A 14074-nucleotide genomic window follows, 5' to 3' on the forward strand; every position below is an offset into this window, starting at 1 on the left:
GGCGTTCAAAAGTCCGGTTAGTGGCATATAAATGGCATTTGATGAAAATTATCACTTGATAATTATTCGCATTTGACTATTCTGTCGCAGCATCAAGGACGATGCCCCCTTCGATGGAACGAACCCCTCCGAAAGATCTGCGAGCCATTCATTATGAGTAGCCGGCTTTCTTTGTACCGCTTGCCCAATCCTGAAATCACCCCTGCCGATCCGCGCACCCTTGAACTGTGTCGCAGCCTCAACCGGCTGTCCCGGCGTACCCGGCAGATCTTCCTGCTCAGCCGCGCCGATGGCATGGCCTATGCCGATATCGCCAGCTTTCTCGAGATTGATCTGCGCCAGGTCGAAAGCGCCATGGTCCGTGCCCTGCTCCATTGCACCGTCAAGACCGCAGACACCCAGGCTGCCGTGTGTTGGTACGTGCACCTGCAAAGCCCCCAGGCCACACCGAGCCAACGCATCGAATTCCGTCACTGGCTCGACGCCGCCCCCGAGCACCTGAATGCTTTTGAAGCCACAGAACAGCTCTGGCGCAAGCTTTTGCCCGCTGCCGAGCATTTGGCCAGCAGTCATTGGTATCAGCGCAAGCGCCGGGCTTATATCGGCTGGTATCTGCTCACCGCGTTCGTCTGCAGCTTGCTGGTAACCGCCGAAGCGTTCTCCTTGAGTTTCTAATCCGTGTAAAGTGGCGCGATTCACGCAACAAGGATCAATCCGTGCCACTTACCATTAGTACCGATTTCGACAGCGGCAATATCGAGGTCGTCGACGCCAGCAATCCCACCGACCTCAAGCTGGCCATTCGCCCCGACACCCGCAGCGCGCATTTCCAGTGGTTTCACTTCAAGGTCGACGGCATGCAGGTCGGCCAGCGCCACGCGTTCAGCCTCGGCAATGCCCATGAGTCCAGCTACAGCCATGCCTGGACCGGCTATAACGCCGTGGCCTCCTACGATCAGGTCGAGTGGTTTCGCGTGCCGAGCCAGTTCGACGGCCGCGCGCTGAACTTCAGTATCACTCCCGAGCAGCCACAGATCTGGTTTGCCTACTTCGAACCCTATAGCCGCGAACGTCATGACTGGTTGATCGGCCAGGCTCTGGACCAGGCTAGCACCGAGCTGCTGGCCACCGGCAAGAGCGTCGAAGGCCGCGATATCCCGCTGCTGCGCAAAGGCGATGGCAGTGCCGGCAAACGGGCCATCTGGATCATCGCCCAACAGCACCCCGGCGAACACATGGCCGAATGGTTCATGGAAGGCATCATCGAGCGCCTGCAACAGCGCGACGACCCGGTGCTCGACAGCCTGCTCGCCGCCGCCGACCTGTACCTGGTGCCGAACATGAACCCGGACGGCGCGTTCCATGGCCATCTGCGCACCAATGCCTGCGGCAAGGACCTCAACCGTGCCTGGCAGGACTCCACCCCGGAGTTGAGCCCCGAGGTGTTCTTCATCAAGCAGGAGATGGAAAAGTACGGCGTCGACATGTTCCTCGATGTCCACGGCGACGAAGCCATTCCCTACGTGTTCACTGCGGCCTGCGAAGGCAACCCCGGCTACACCCCGCAACAGGCCGAGCTGGAAGCACATTTCCGCAAGCGTCTGGGGGAAATCACCGTGGATTTCCAGAGCGTTCATGGCTATCCGCGCTCGGCGCCTGGCAAGGCCAATATGAACCTGGCCTGCAACAGTGTCGGCGAGCGCTTCAAGTGCCTGGCCATGACCCTGGAAATGCCGTTCAAGGACAACGATAACGCGCCGGATCTGCGCACCGGCTGGTCGGGCCAGCGCTCTGCACAGTTGGCCAAGGATGTGCTGACCACACTGTCGGAAATGGTCTCGGTGCTGCGCTGAGAAACATTTTGGCAAAATAATTGCGGCTTCATGGAATAGACTCCGGGTAGCGACGTCTTGCTGATCATAACGATCCATTACATTGCCCCCGGATGCCGCAAGCCATGCATGACATCGACGACCAATTACGTGAGCTGATCCCGCGAATGCGCCGCTTCGCGGTATCGCTAACGCGTAATCCGACTAGCGCAGACGACCTGGTCCAGTCGAGCCTGGAGAAAGCCCTGACCGCCTGGAGCGACAAACGTCCGGAAGGTGATCTGCGCGCATGGCTGTTTGCCATTCTCTATCGCCAGTTCCTCGACGCCCACCGCCGCTCACGCCGGTACAGGCGCATGCTGGATTTCTTTACCGGTGCCAGTGAAGACGACTATCAGCCGTCGGTGGAGCGCACAGTGGTCGCCCAGTCCACCTTGCAGGCGTTCGAAGGCCTCAATACCGAGCAGCGCGCACTGTTGCTGTGGATTTCGGTGGAAGGCTTGAGTTACAAGGAGGTCGCCGAAATTCTTGATGTCCCGATCGGTACCGTCATGTCCCGTTTGTCCAGGGCCCGCCAGGCCTTGCGGCAACTCAGCGACGGTGAAATCACGCCCCCTGCCCTGCGGATACTGAAATGATCAGCCTGCCCCCCAGCGAACGCGACCTGCACGCCTACGTCGACCGCCAATTGAGCGATGCCGACCGGCAGACCCTGGAAACCTGGCTGGCGGCCCATCCCGAGGTGGCCCGTCAGGTACAGGACTGGCAACTGGACGCCCAGCACCTGCGTGCCGCCCTGAGCGGCGATTTGCAGCGCAGCGCCAATCCGGAGCTGGATCCGGCGTTCATCCGCCAGACCATGCGCCAAAGATCCTACCGGCACTACGCCACCGCTGCGGTGTTGCTGATTGCCGTCAGCGTCGGCGGCCTCAGCGGCTGGCAGGCCCGGGAAATGACCCTCAGTACCGCCACCCCGCCCATGGCGGACGCCGTGCAGGCTTATCGCATGTTCGCGGTAAAAGACGACATGGCCACTGACTGGAACCCGACCAAGGTCAGCGACGCTCAGGGCTGGCTGGACAAGAACTTTGCCCGGGCCAATCGCCTGCCTGACCTTGCAGCCGCAGGCTTCAAGCCCGTGGGCGGGCGCATGACCAGCACCGAGCAAGGCGCCGCAGCCATGGTGGTCTACGCCGATGCGGACGGGCGCAAGCTCAGCTTCTATATTCGGCCACCGGGAGAGCGCAACCACTTGCTGCCCCAGGGCAGTCGCCGGGACGGTGAGTTGCAGGCGGATTACTGGTCAGGGGGCGGCTACAACTACGCCGTGGTCGGCCCGGCGGATGATCCTGCCGCGCAACAGGCCCGACAGGCGCTGCATAACGCGATCTGATTTGACCCATGATTAACTGTGGGAATGATCACCTGTGGCCGGGCTTGCCCGCGAAGGGGCCAGTACAACCGCCATCACTTAAGCGGTTGAAACATAGCTTTCGCAAGCAAGCTTGCTCCCACTTGTTCGTACTTCCCGACGCTATGCAGCCACCCGCCGCCGCTCAGCACGCTTGACCAGCAACCCACCCAACGCCAGCAGCGCAAGGACGATCACCACCGAGCCATAGATATTAGTGGTGGTGATCAGCCCCAAATGCCTGGCCGAGAACCCGGCCATCAGCGCGGGCACACAGAACGCCAGGTAGCTGAGCACATAGAACGCCGATAACAGCCCTGCGCGTTCATGGGCATGGGCCAACGGCAGGAGCATGCGCAAGGCACCGAGAAAGCTGGAACCAAAGCCTACCCCGGCCACCACCGAACCCACGAAGAACAGCCAGAGCCAGCCGCTGTTGACCGCCGCCAGAATCACCGCAACCCCCAGTGGCAGGAAGCAGACACCCACCCACAAGGCCAGACTCGCTTCACGCAGGCGCAGATTGACGATTGCCACCGCACCACTGAGCGTCAGCGCGGCCACAGCCAGGCCGCCATTGAGCGCCGAGGTCGAACCGGTGGCTGCGGCCAGCAGCGAGGGCGTCAGGGACAGGAAAAAGCCTCCCAGGGACCAGGCGGCAATATCTGCCGGCAACACGGCCCATAACGTGCCCCGCGCTTGAGTCGGCACATGCAGCGAGGGCTTGAGCGACTGCCAGACGCCCGGTTGCGGACTGACGGTCTCGGCTATCCGCCACAGATACAGCGCCTGGAACACAAAAGCCGCCAGGAGAACACAATAGGCCAGCAATAGCGGCAATGGCGCAAACTCCACCAGGACCGCGGTGCCCAGTGCACCTGCGGCCATGCCGAACATCGGCGCGATGCTGTTGATCAGCGGCCCCTGCTTCTGATCGCTGTCCAACAGCGCAGCGCCCAGGGCACTGGTGGCCATGCCCGTGGCGAAACCCTGCATGACCCGCGCGGCAATCAGCCAGCCGACGTCACTGGCGAAGATAAACAGCAGCATGGCCGCGATCTCCAGCAGCAGCGAAACGAAGATGACCGGCCGTCGGCCCAGGTAGTCGGATAGCGAGCCGACCACCAACAATGCGACCAGGAGACTCATGGCATAAACCGCGAAAATCAGCGTCAACGTTGCTGCGGAAAAGCCCCAATCCTGCTGATAGAGATGGTAGAGCGGCGTCGGCGCACTGGAGGCGGCAAAGAAGCACAACGTGGTAAATGCCAGAAAACCCAAGTGTTTGTGTGGCCGATCGGCGCTGCCCGGGTTCTGCAAAGGTATAGACATGGGTACACTCTCCAATCGCGCACATAATTAAAGCTAATTTTTAGCGTTATAAAGTGTGCGAGTTGATTCGAATTAAAGCAAATACTTTGTGTTAAGGTCTGCCCCATGGCTATTAAAGAAGGCATACGCACCGGAGGCCGCAGCGCCCGCGTGCAGGAATCGATCCATACCGCCGTTCGCGACCTGCTCCTCGAACATGAGCGCAGCGCCCTGAGCGTGCCGCTGATCGCCGCTCGCGCGGGGGTCACGCCTTCGACCATCTATCGTCGCTGGGGCGACCTGACCACTCTGCTGGCCGATGCTGCGGTCGAGCGCCTGCGCCCGGACGAGCCGATCAACTGCGGCAACCTGCGTGAAGATCTGCACACCTGGACCGAGGCCTATCTCGAGGAAATGAGTTCCGCTCCGGGCCGGGAATTGATGCGTGACGTGGTCGCCACCGGCGCCACCACCTGCTCGGGCAAATGTGTCGCCATCGTTCAGGAGCAGTTGCAAATCATCATTGATCGCGCGCTGGCTCGGGGCGAGCGCGCGCCCTGCACCGTCGAACTGATCGACACCGTGGTCGCGCCAATCATCTACCGCCTGCTCTACGCCGATGCGCCGCCAAGCCTGGAACGTACTCTGCAGTTGGTTGATCGGTGCCTGAAGCTGGCCTGACAGCCTGTTAGAATGGCCGCCTCCAACGGCCATTGACCTCACACTTCCATGCACAGCCTCGAAGACCTGAACACCGGCAAACTCCACGGCATCCGCCGCCTGGACCTGTCCTGCGGACTCACTGAATTCCCTCGGGCGATCTTCGAGCTGGCCGACTCCCTGGAAGTGCTCAACCTCAGCGGCAACGCCTTGAGCAGCCTGCCCGATGATCTCTATCGGCTCCGGCACATGCGCATCCTGTTCGTCTCCGACAACGACTTTATCGAGCTGCCCGCCTGTATTGGCCGCTGTGAACAGTTGCAAGTGATCGGTTTCAAGGCCAATCGCATTCGCCACGTCCCCGCCGAAGCCCTGCCGCCGCAGCTGCGCTCGTTGATCCTTACCGACAACCAGATCGACAGCCTGCCCGAGGCCCTTGGCAACTGTGCTCACCTGCAAAAGCTGATGTTGGCCGGTAACCGTCTGCAACGCCTGCCCGACAGCCTGGCCCGTTGTCAGCGCCTGGAACTGCTGCGCATTGCCGTCAACCAACTGACCGGGTTACCCGACTGGCTGCTGCAAATGCCCGCCCTCGCCTGGCTGGCCCATGGCGGCAATCCACTTTCCCCGCCAGTACCCGCCATTGATGTGCTTGCAATTGCGTGGCAACAGTTGCAACTCGGGGAGAAGCTTGGCGAAGGCGCTTCGGGGGTCATTCAGCAGGCACTGTGGCAAAGGCCCGGGCAGGACCCGCTGGCTGTCGCGGTCAAAGTCTATAAAGGCCACGTCACCAGCGACGGCTCGCCCCTCGACGAAATGGCCGCCTGCCTGGTCGCGGGTGTGCATGAGCAGTTGATCCGGGTTGAAGGCCGCATCGCTGACCATCCCGAAGGTCGCGCCGCACTGGTGCTGGACCTGATCGATCCAGCCTTCATCAACCTGGCCGGCCCGCCCAGCCTGGAATCCTGCACCCGGGATATCTACCCCACCGGACTGCGCCTGGAGCAGGACACAGCCCTGCGCATCGCCAGCGGCATTGCCTCAGCCACGGCCCATCTGCACAGCCACGGCATGATCCATGGCGATCTGTATGCCCATAACATCCTGTGGAGCCCGCAGGGCGAATGCTTGCTGGGGGATTTCGGTGCAGCGGCGTTTCACCCGCGCGCTGAGCAAGCCGCGATGCTGGAACGCATCGAGACCCGGGCCTTTGGCATTTTGTTGGGCGAGTTGCTGGAACGCTGCGAGCTGCCGCCGGGTGACCCCGTGTGGGCATTGCAGGAACAGTGTGTGCAGGCTGATGTCATGCAGCGCCCGACGATGGCTGAGGTGAAGCAGCTGTTAGCTGCGAGCCTCGAGCTTAAGCTAACAGCTCGTAACTCGTAGCTCCTAGCTCTTAGCTCTTAGCTCCCAGCTCGTAGCCAAGCCTTTACCCCGCCAACCCTACATACACATTCTGCACATCATCATGGGCATCGATGGCGTCGAGAAACGCCTCGACTTCAGCCATCTGCTCATCGCTAAGGCCATCCACAGTGCTTTTCGGGCGATAGCCCAACTGCGCCGAAGTCACGGTGAAGCCGAACTCAGGCAGCGCCTTGCACACGGCGTCCAGATCGGTGGACTCGCTGAGGAACAGCGTGGCGCCGTCTTCGCCTGGCTCAAAATCCTGGGCACCGGCTTCAATGGCAGCCAGTTCAGGATCAGCGTCGGCGTTGTCCGGGGTGGCTTCGATCATGCCCTGATAGAGGAAATCCCAGGACACGGAACCGGCAGCACCGAGCTGGCCCTTGCGGAACAGCACACGGATTTCCGACACGGTACGGTTGATGTTGTCAGTCAGGCACTCGACGATCACCGGCACCTTGTGCGGCGCGAAACCTTCGTAGGTCAGACGCTCGAAATTGACGTGCTCACCCAACAGGCCCGCGCCCTTCTTGATTGCCCGCTCCAGAGTCTCGCGAGGCATCGAGGCCTTCTTGGCCTGCTCAACCACCAGACGCAACCGGGAGTTCATGTCCGGGTCAGCGCCGGAACGCGCGGCGATCATGATTTCCTTGGACAGCTTGCCAAAAATACGCCCCTTGGCGTTGGCTGCTGCTTCTTTATGCTTGACCTTCCACTGTGCGCCCATGCTTGCTCTCTTGATTCGATTGCGTCCTGCCGCCCTCACCCGGTCATCAGGACAGGTGCTGCGGCAACACGTTGAAAAATAGTAACCGGCGCATTTTATACGCGATGACGCCGGATGAAACCCCTCTCACGTCATTGTCTTCACACTAGGGCCACTTGGCGCCATGACTGATTTAACCTAAAGCTTTGTAGTCCTTTTCTGAAAAACCTTGCAGCCATGCCAAGGAAGGCGCGCATTTCGTACCCTTCGCCCCCTGGAATTTTCTAGCTGGGAGCGCAAGCGAATGTGCCGGAACACGCACGAGCCAATCACCCTGGTCATTGATGACACACCGATGCCCCTGCGGGTCATCGGTTTCAACGGCCAGGATGCACTGAATCAACCCTATCGTTTCGACATTGACTTGCTCAGCGACAACCCGTTGCTGGACCTCAATCAGTTACTGCACCGTCATGCCTTCCTGAGCCTGGGCGATGGCGAAGAAGGCTTGCACGGGCATATTGGCGGGGCCAGTCAGCGCTACGCAGGCACCGACCTGAGCCACTATCGTGTCAGCCTGATGCCTGACCTGCAGCGGCTTCAGCATCGTCGGCAGAGAAGGATCTTGCGCAACCTCAGCGTGCCGCAACTGATTATGCGACTACTGGCAGAGCATGGCCTTGAGGAAGACGCCTACCGTTTCGAGCCCACCACCGGTCTCTATCCGCCACGCGCCCTGTGCGTGCAGTACGACGAAAGCGACCTGCACCTGCTACAGCGTCTGTGCGAAGAAGAAGGTATTCACTTTCGTTTCGAGCACAGTCGCAACCAGCATCTGCTGATTTTCTCCGATGATCCCGGCAGCTTTCCTACATTGCCGCAACCTCTGGGCTTCCGGCGCTCGCTGAGTGCTTCATCCGCCCCCGTCGGGCTCAGTCACTTGAGCGAAACGCTCTGGGCCCTGCCCAGCCAGGGTCAACCCGAAAATCTGCAAGATGAAAGCCATGAGCCGGAACCGACGGGACCACCGATCCAGGGCGAAGCCAATCAACATTACCTGCACCCGGCCTACGACAATCGCAGCGATCCCCGCCAAATTCGCCAGCGCCAGGCCGGGCGGCGGGCGCTGGAGCGCATCCGCTGTGAACGCTATCGGGTCGAGGGTCGCAGTGACCGCGCCAGCCTGGGCAGCGGGCAAGTCGCTCAGGTACTCGGCCACCCGGTGGCGCAGTACAACGATCAATGGCTGCTGACGCAAGTCCGTCATCACGCCTGGCAGCCCCAGGTACTGGCAGGCGCAGACGAATACGATTGCGCGAGGATCCTTGAATCAACGCTATCTGCAACGGCTGAACCGGGCTACGCCAACAGCTTTACCGCCATTCCCTGGGCCATGCCTTTTCGCCCATCCCTCGACCATCCCAGACCCCGGATTCACGGCGTTTCGCCCGCCACCCTGCTGACCACGCCAGAAGGCCTGCTGACAACAGATTCACAGGGGCGTCTACCGATCCGCTATGACTGGCAAGCACCCGACGATACCGACAGCCCGGGAGTGCCAGCGCAAATCGCTGATGGCGAACTCCTGTGCCGTGGTGCCACAACGGCGGTCTGGGTCAGCCATTTTGACAATGACCCGGAACGCCCGGTGATCTGTGGCTTGCGGCAGGCGGCACGAGGTATCCGGATTCAGATCGATGACATTGAAATGGCGCCGGGGCTGGCGACCCTGCATCTCAGGCATGACCAGCGTTTGCTGATCGAAGCCCCCAGCCTGCAACTTGATGGCGCAGGTGCCTGCATGGAACTGAGCGTCGATGGCATCAACTTGAGTGCGCGGCCAGGTGCAGCCTGCGCAAGCCCGCGTAACGCCAGCCGCCAGGACCTGCGTCTGACTGAAAAACCCGGTCTGAGCGGTCGCCCCCTGGCTCGGCGCAGTTGGTACATCGTACGCATGCCCACGGCCGACCTGAGCCATCTGGCACGCCTGGACCCCCGTCACCTGCTATTCGAAGGCCAGACTGATGATCAGGGCTATCTGGGCCTGAGTAGCGAGCAGCAGCGGCAATTGGCCGAGGAATACCGCAGGACGCCCCAGCAACTGTGCCTGATTCATCCAGGCCATTGCGTGCCCTTGGCGGTGTATTTCCAGCAGAACTGGAGCCGCCATCAGCTCTTGCTGTTCAGCAACCCTTGAAGACCGCCTCGCGCTTTTCGATGAACGCCGACATGCCCTCTTTCTGGTCATGACTGGCAAACAACGAATGGAACACCCGGCGCTCGAAACGAACGCCCTCGGCGAGGCTGACCTCGAAGGCGCGATTAACGCTTTCCTTGACCATCATCGCCACCGGCAGGGATTTGGCCGCAATGTCAGCCGCGACTTTCAGCGCCTCCTCCAGCAGCCCGGCGGCTGGCACGATCCGCGCTACCACACCGGCCCGCTCGGCTTCTTCGGCATCCATCAGGCGTCCGGTCAGGCACAGCTCCATAGCCTTGGCCTTGCCTACGGCGTGGGTCAGGCGCTGGGTGCCGCCCATGCCCGGCAGCACACCCAGCTTGATTTCCGGCTGACCGAAACGGGCAGTATCGGCGGCGAGGATAAAGTCGCACATCAACGCCAGCTCACAACCGCCACCCAAGGCAAAGCCGGCCACGGCAGCGATCATTGGCTTGCGCCGGGCAGCAACGCGGTCGCTATCGCAGAACAGGTCATCGAGATAGATCTGCGGGTAGGTCAGTTGCGCCATTTCCTTGATATCGGCCCCGGCGGCAAAGGCCTTGGCTGAACCGGTAAGGACGATGCAACCGATGCCCCGGTCGGCTTCCAGTTGATCGAGAGCCTGGTTGAGTTCGCGGATCAGCTGGGCATTCAGGGCGTTCAGGGCCTGAGGACGGTTCAGGGTAATGAGGGCTACCCGATCTCTAACCTCAAGCAGCAGTGTTTCGTAACTCATTGATATTTATCCTTTTTATCATTAGAAATGATAAAGACAATTTACTTTAAATAATATTAATAACTATATGTTTTGTTTGATCATTTTTACTCATTACCACTGCAATGAACCCCTCACTCAATAAACACACTCAATGGCAATCGCCGTCGCCTCACCACCACCGATACAGATTGCCGCCACCCCACGATGCAATTGCCGCTGACGCAGCGCCCAGATCAGGCTGACCAGAATACGCGCCCCCGACGCACCAATCGGATGCCCCAGAGCACAGGCGCCGCCGTGCACATTGACCTTTTCATGGGCCAACCCCAATTGCTGCATGGTCACCAGGGCAACTACGGCGAACGCTTCGTTGATCTCGAACAGATCCACCTGCTCCAGACTCCAGCCGGTGCGCTGCATCAGCTTATTGATCGCGCCAACAGGCGCTGTAGGAAACAGCCCAGGCTCATCAGCGAAAGCCCCATGACCATGAATGATCGCCAAGGGCTTGAGGCCGCGCTGTTCAGCCTCGGAGCGGCGCATCAGCAGCAAGGCCGCCGCGCCATCGGAGATTGAGCTGGAGTTGGCCGCCGTGACGCTGCCATCGGCCCTGAACGCTGGCTTGAGGCTGGCAATCTTGTCCAGCCGTGCCTTGGGCGGTTGCTCGTCAGTGCTGATCAGCCTGAGCTCCTTGCCCACCTTCGCCTCGACTGGAACGATCTCGGCAGTGAACAGGCCATCACCAATAGCCGCCTGAGCACGAGTCAGGGAGGCCACTGCATAGGCGTCCTGGGCTTCCCGGCTGAAACCATATTCCTGCGCACAATCCTCGGCATAGGTGCCCATCAGGCGTCCCGGCTCGTAGGCATCTTCCAGGCCGTCGAGAAACATATGATCGATAACCCGGCCATGGCCCATGCGGTAGCCGCTACGTGCACGGTCCAGCAGGTACGGAGCGTTGGACATGCTTTCCATGCCGCCGGCCACCACCACTCTGGCGCTGCCCGCAAGCAACAGGTCATGGGCGAGGATCACCGCCTGCATACCCGAGCCGCACATTTTGTTAAGGGTTGTGCAGGGCGTCGACTTGCTCAGCCCCGCCCCCAGCGCTGCCTGACGTGCCGGGGCCTGGCCGAGCCCGGCAGGCAACACGCAGCCGAACAGCACTTCATCAATCGCGTCGGGCCTGACCGCGCCACGCTCTACTGCGCTCCTGATCGCCGCCGCACCCAACTGCGGCGCAGTCAGGCTGTGCAGATCACCCTGAAAGCCGCCCATGGGCGTGCGCACGGCGCTGACAATGACCACCGGGTCATCCTGCAAGGGCTTGGACATGGAATTCTCCTGAGCTTATTTGGCGGCCATACGCAGGGCGCCGTCGAGACGGATCACCTCGCCGTTGAGCATGCTGTTCTCGACGATATGCCGGACCAGCGCCGCATACTCGTCAGGCTTGCCCAGCCGCGGCGGAAACGGCACGCCCACGGCCAGGGCTTCGCGCACCGGCTCGGCAACCCCGGCCATCATTGGCGTCTCAAAAATACCCGGAGCGATAGTCATGACCCGGATACCGAAGCGTGCCAGCTCCCGCGCCGCTGGCAGGGTCAGGCTGACAATTGCGCCCTTGGACGCCGCATAAGCGGCCTGGCCGATCTGCCCGTCGTAGGCGGCAATGGAGGCGGTATTGATGACCACCCCGCGCTCGCCCTCGCCGTTCGGCTCGTTGTTGGCCATGGCCTCGGCGGCGAGACGCAGCAGATTGAAGCTGCCGATCAGATTGACATTAATGATGCGGCTGAAGCTTTCCAGGCGATGGGGCTGCTCCTTGCCGAGAATCTTCTCCGCGCCACCAATACCGGCACAATTGACCAGGCCGTGAAGATGGCCGAAAGCCTTTACCGCAGCGTCCACAGCGCCCTGAGCCACGGCCTCCTGAGTGATGTCGCCAGCATGAAACGCCGCTTGCCCGTCAAACTGCCCGGCCTGAGCAGCAACAGCCTCGGCATTGAGATCGACCAGCATGACCCTGGCGCCAGCCTCGACCAGCATGCGCGCGGTGGCCGCGCCAAGTCCCGAAGCGCCGCCACTGACTAGAAATGCCTTGTCCTTGAGCTGCATAAGAGGTTCTCCATGTTGTTTTTTGAATTGGGGAGGTTGTTGCAATGACAAAGATAGTCGCGCTGCCGCGATGACGAGGCAATGGTCAAAGCAGGCGCAATCGATGAGCGATTTGGTCAATAACGAATCTCTGCGCGCCGGGGAGGTCTGAGATCAGGTAGCCATCAGCCCGGAGCCCGGCGCATGCCCGTACAGTTCATCCGTATGCTGTTCACCAGTTTGTTGCTACTGACCCTGAGCGCCTGTGCGCTGTTTCCCCATAATGATCCGTTGAATATCAATGTGGTGGGTATCGAGCCCTTGCCCGGCCAAGGCCTGGAGGTACGGCTGGCAGTCAAACTGCGTTTGCAGAACCCCAATGAAACCGCCATCGATTACAGCGGCGTCGCCCTGGATCTGGACGTTAATGGCAAGTTGCTTGCCTCGGGGGTGAGCGATCAGCAAGGCACCATCGGGCGCTTTTCTGAAGCGGTGCTGGTAGTGCCGGTGAGCGTTTCGGCCTTTGCCGCGCTGCGTCAGGTGGTGGGCGTCAGCGAACGCCAGAGCCTGGACAACCTGCCGTACACCTTGCACGGCAAGCTAGCGGGCGGCCTGTTCGGCACGATGCGCTTCAGCGACAGCGGCGTACTGAGCCTGCCACAACCGCTGAATAACGAATGGTAGGGATCAATCCTGAATGAAGCGCACGCCGGGCTTGGCCCGCTCATCGACGACCAGCTCGAAGATATCCGGCCGCGCGTAATGGCCGACCACATCCAGGTCGTAGCGCGCCTTGACCAGTTCGTCGGTATCGATTTCGGCACACAGCAGGCCGCTTTCACCCAGTAATGGCCCGGCCAGCACGTCACCCATTGGACCGACGATCAGGCTGCCACCGTTGATCAGGGGGCGCTGTGCTGGCCAGTTGGCCACTTCGACACCCAAGGCCTCGGGCGACGGCTGCACCTGACAGGCGCTGATCACAAACAGCCGCCCTTCATGGGCAACATGGCGCATGGTGCACTGCCAGATATCCCGTTCGTCCACCGTCGGCGCACACCAGACATCGACACCCTTGGCGTACATGGCTGTGCGCAGCAACGGCATCTGGTTTTCCCAGCACACCGCCGACGCAACGCGGCCGACCTGGCTGTCGATAACAGGCAGCGTCGAGCCATCACCCTTGCCCCAGATCAGCCGCTCAGTGCCGGTTGGCATCAGTTTGCGGTGCTTGGCCACCAGGCCGCCTTCCGGCTCGATAAAGATCACGGTGCAATACAGGGTATTGCCCGCCCGCTCGATTACCCCAAGCACCAGACTGGCACCGGTACGCGCCGACAAGGCAGCCAGCGAGTCGGTTTCCGGTCCTGGCAGATCGATGGCGTTGGCGTAGTAGCGCGCATAGGCCTCACGCCCTTCCGGCAAGCGATAACCCAGCTGCGTACCGAAGGTTTCGCCCTTCGGGTAACCACCGAGCAGCGCCTCAGGCATGACCACCAGGCGGGCGCCGGATTCGAGAATGGCGGCCTCAAAGGAAAGAATCTGTTCCAGGGTCTCGGCTTTACCGCCGGGCAAGGCACCGATCTGCAGGGCGGCAACGATGGATTTAGACATGCGGGAAAGCTCCGTTGACTGAGAATGTGGCGATTCTCCAACGCAGCCTCACATGAAGAAATACCGAATCACTGCTAAATGATATGAGCCATATGAA

Annotated in this window: 14 protein-coding genes; 8 read left to right on the forward strand and 6 right to left on the reverse strand. The window is 61.0% G+C overall.

Features of this window, described 5'->3' with window-relative positions:
* Nucleotides 1-153 precede the first annotated feature (153 nt).
* The 4 genes from M2401_RS14615 to M2401_RS14630 all read left to right on the forward strand — a co-directional run bounded on the left by M2401_RS14615 (nucleotide 154) and on the right by M2401_RS14630 (nucleotide 3225).
* Nucleotides 154-675, forward strand: a complete 522-nt coding sequence (locus tag M2401_RS14615; RefSeq protein WP_259103875.1) for a sigma factor-like helix-turn-helix DNA-binding protein — start codon at nucleotides 154-156, stop codon at nucleotides 673-675.
* Between the two features lie 41 nt (nucleotides 676-716).
* Nucleotides 717-1853, forward strand: a complete 1137-nt coding sequence (locus M2401_RS14620) for a M14-type cytosolic carboxypeptidase (protein WP_259103877.1) — start codon at nucleotides 717-719, stop codon at nucleotides 1851-1853.
* A 104-nt stretch (nucleotides 1854-1957) separates the two neighbouring features.
* Complete coding sequence (locus M2401_RS14625) at nucleotides 1958-2470, forward strand: sigma-70 family RNA polymerase sigma factor (protein ID WP_259103878.1); 513 nt, start codon at nucleotides 1958-1960, stop codon at nucleotides 2468-2470.
* Nucleotides 2467-3225 (forward strand): anti-sigma factor, encoded by a 759-nt coding sequence (locus M2401_RS14630; protein WP_259103882.1) that lies wholly within the window; start codon nucleotides 2467-2469, stop codon nucleotides 3223-3225. The genes M2401_RS14625 and M2401_RS14630 overlap by 4 nt, the downstream gene beginning before the upstream one ends.
* Before the next feature lie 141 nt (nucleotides 3226-3366).
* Here the strand turns inward: M2401_RS14630 and M2401_RS14635 are convergent, their stop codons facing one another.
* On the reverse strand, nucleotides 3367-4575 hold the full coding sequence (locus M2401_RS14635) for an MFS transporter (RefSeq protein ID WP_259103883.1): 1209 nt from the start codon (nucleotides 4573-4575) through the stop codon (nucleotides 3367-3369).
* Nucleotides 4576-4680: 105 nt separating this feature from the next.
* Here M2401_RS14635 and M2401_RS14640 point away from each other — a divergent pair, with 105 nt between their 5' ends.
* Nucleotides 4681-5235: a TetR/AcrR family transcriptional regulator gene (locus M2401_RS14640; protein WP_259103886.1), complete on the forward strand. Its 555-nt coding sequence runs from the start codon at nucleotides 4681-4683 to the stop codon at nucleotides 5233-5235.
* 48 nt (nucleotides 5236-5283) lie between these two features.
* Nucleotides 5284-6600, forward strand: coding sequence for a leucine-rich repeat-containing protein kinase family protein (locus M2401_RS14645; RefSeq protein ID WP_259103888.1), 1317 nt, complete (start codon nucleotides 5284-5286; stop codon nucleotides 6598-6600).
* Nucleotides 6601-6643: 43 nt separating this feature from the next.
* Here M2401_RS14645 and M2401_RS14650 read toward each other — a convergent pair whose 3' ends face one another.
* A complete protein-coding gene (locus M2401_RS14650; protein ID WP_259103892.1) occupies nucleotides 6644-7348 on the reverse strand; it encodes a YebC/PmpR family DNA-binding transcriptional regulator in 705 nt (234 codons plus the stop codon).
* Between the two features lie 283 nt (nucleotides 7349-7631).
* Here M2401_RS14650 and M2401_RS14655 point away from each other — a divergent pair, with 283 nt between their 5' ends.
* Nucleotides 7632-9524: a type VI secretion system Vgr family protein gene (locus M2401_RS14655; RefSeq protein WP_259103895.1), complete on the forward strand. Its 1893-nt coding sequence runs from the start codon at nucleotides 7632-7634 to the stop codon at nucleotides 9522-9524.
* Here the strand turns inward: M2401_RS14655 and M2401_RS14660 are convergent.
* From M2401_RS14660 to M2401_RS14670, 3 genes are all read right to left on the reverse strand, one after another.
* Entirely contained in the window at nucleotides 9511-10284 is a 774-nt protein-coding gene (locus tag M2401_RS14660) for an enoyl-CoA hydratase (RefSeq protein WP_259103896.1), read from the reverse strand. The genes M2401_RS14655 and M2401_RS14660 overlap by 14 nt on opposite strands.
* Before the next feature lie 117 nt (nucleotides 10285-10401).
* On the reverse strand, nucleotides 10402-11601 hold the full coding sequence (locus M2401_RS14665; protein WP_259103898.1) for an acetyl-CoA C-acyltransferase: 1200 nt from the start codon (nucleotides 11599-11601) through the stop codon (nucleotides 10402-10404).
* Nucleotides 11602-11616: 15 nt separating this feature from the next.
* Nucleotides 11617-12384, reverse strand: a complete 768-nt coding sequence (locus M2401_RS14670) for a 3-hydroxyacyl-CoA dehydrogenase (RefSeq protein ID WP_259103900.1) — start codon at nucleotides 12382-12384, stop codon at nucleotides 11617-11619.
* 183 nt (nucleotides 12385-12567) lie between these two features.
* On the opposite strand from M2401_RS14670, the gene M2401_RS14675 reads away from it, so the two are divergent.
* A complete protein-coding gene (locus tag M2401_RS14675) occupies nucleotides 12568-13047 on the forward strand; it encodes an LEA type 2 family protein (RefSeq protein WP_259103903.1) in 480 nt (159 codons plus the stop codon).
* Nucleotides 13048-13050: 3 nt separating this feature from the next.
* Here M2401_RS14675 and M2401_RS14680 read toward each other — a convergent pair whose 3' ends face one another.
* Nucleotides 13051-13977: a carbon-nitrogen hydrolase family protein gene (locus M2401_RS14680; RefSeq protein WP_259103904.1), complete on the reverse strand. Its 927-nt coding sequence runs from the start codon at nucleotides 13975-13977 to the stop codon at nucleotides 13051-13053.
* Nucleotides 13978-14074 lie beyond the last annotated feature (97 nt).

Source organism: Pseudomonas sp. JUb42 (genome assembly GCF_024807945.1).
Lineage (GTDB): Bacteria > Pseudomonadota > Gammaproteobacteria > Pseudomonadales > Pseudomonadaceae > Aquipseudomonas.

What these genes read in the sequence shown, in the direction of transcription:
- M2401_RS14615 (WP_259103875.1), top strand. Translation starts at nt 154, where the DNA reads ATGAGTAGCCGGCTTTCTTTGTACCGCTTGCCCAATCCTGAAATCACC.
- M2401_RS14625 (WP_259103878.1), top strand. Translation starts at nt 1,958, where the DNA reads ATGCATGACATCGACGACCAATTACGTGAGCTGATCCCGCGAATGCGC.
- M2401_RS14630 (WP_259103882.1), top strand. Translation starts at nt 2,467, where the DNA reads ATGATCAGCCTGCCCCCCAGCGAACGCGACCTGCACGCCTACGTCGAC.
- M2401_RS14635 (WP_259103883.1), bottom strand. Translation starts at nt 4,575, where the DNA reads ATGTCTATACCTTTGCAGAACCCGGGCAGCGCCGATCGGCCACACAAA.
- M2401_RS14640 (WP_259103886.1), top strand. Translation starts at nt 4,681, where the DNA reads ATGGCTATTAAAGAAGGCATACGCACCGGAGGCCGCAGCGCCCGCGTG.
- M2401_RS14645 (WP_259103888.1), top strand. Translation starts at nt 5,284, where the DNA reads ATGCACAGCCTCGAAGACCTGAACACCGGCAAACTCCACGGCATCCGC.
- M2401_RS14650 (WP_259103892.1), bottom strand. Translation starts at nt 7,348, where the DNA reads ATGGGCGCACAGTGGAAGGTCAAGCATAAAGAAGCAGCAGCCAACGCC.
- M2401_RS14655 (WP_259103895.1), top strand. Translation starts at nt 7,632, where the DNA reads ATGTGCCGGAACACGCACGAGCCAATCACCCTGGTCATTGATGACACA.
- M2401_RS14660 (WP_259103896.1), bottom strand. Translation starts at nt 10,284, where the DNA reads ATGAGTTACGAAACACTGCTGCTTGAGGTTAGAGATCGGGTAGCCCTC.
- M2401_RS14665 (WP_259103898.1), bottom strand. Translation starts at nt 11,601, where the DNA reads ATGTCCAAGCCCTTGCAGGATGACCCGGTGGTCATTGTCAGCGCCGTG.
- M2401_RS14670 (WP_259103900.1), bottom strand. Translation starts at nt 12,384, where the DNA reads ATGCAGCTCAAGGACAAGGCATTTCTAGTCAGTGGCGGCGCTTCGGGA.
- M2401_RS14675 (WP_259103903.1), top strand. Translation starts at nt 12,568, where the DNA reads ATGCCCGTACAGTTCATCCGTATGCTGTTCACCAGTTTGTTGCTACTG.
- M2401_RS14680 (WP_259103904.1), bottom strand. Translation starts at nt 13,977, where the DNA reads ATGTCTAAATCCATCGTTGCCGCCCTGCAGATCGGTGCCTTGCCCGGC.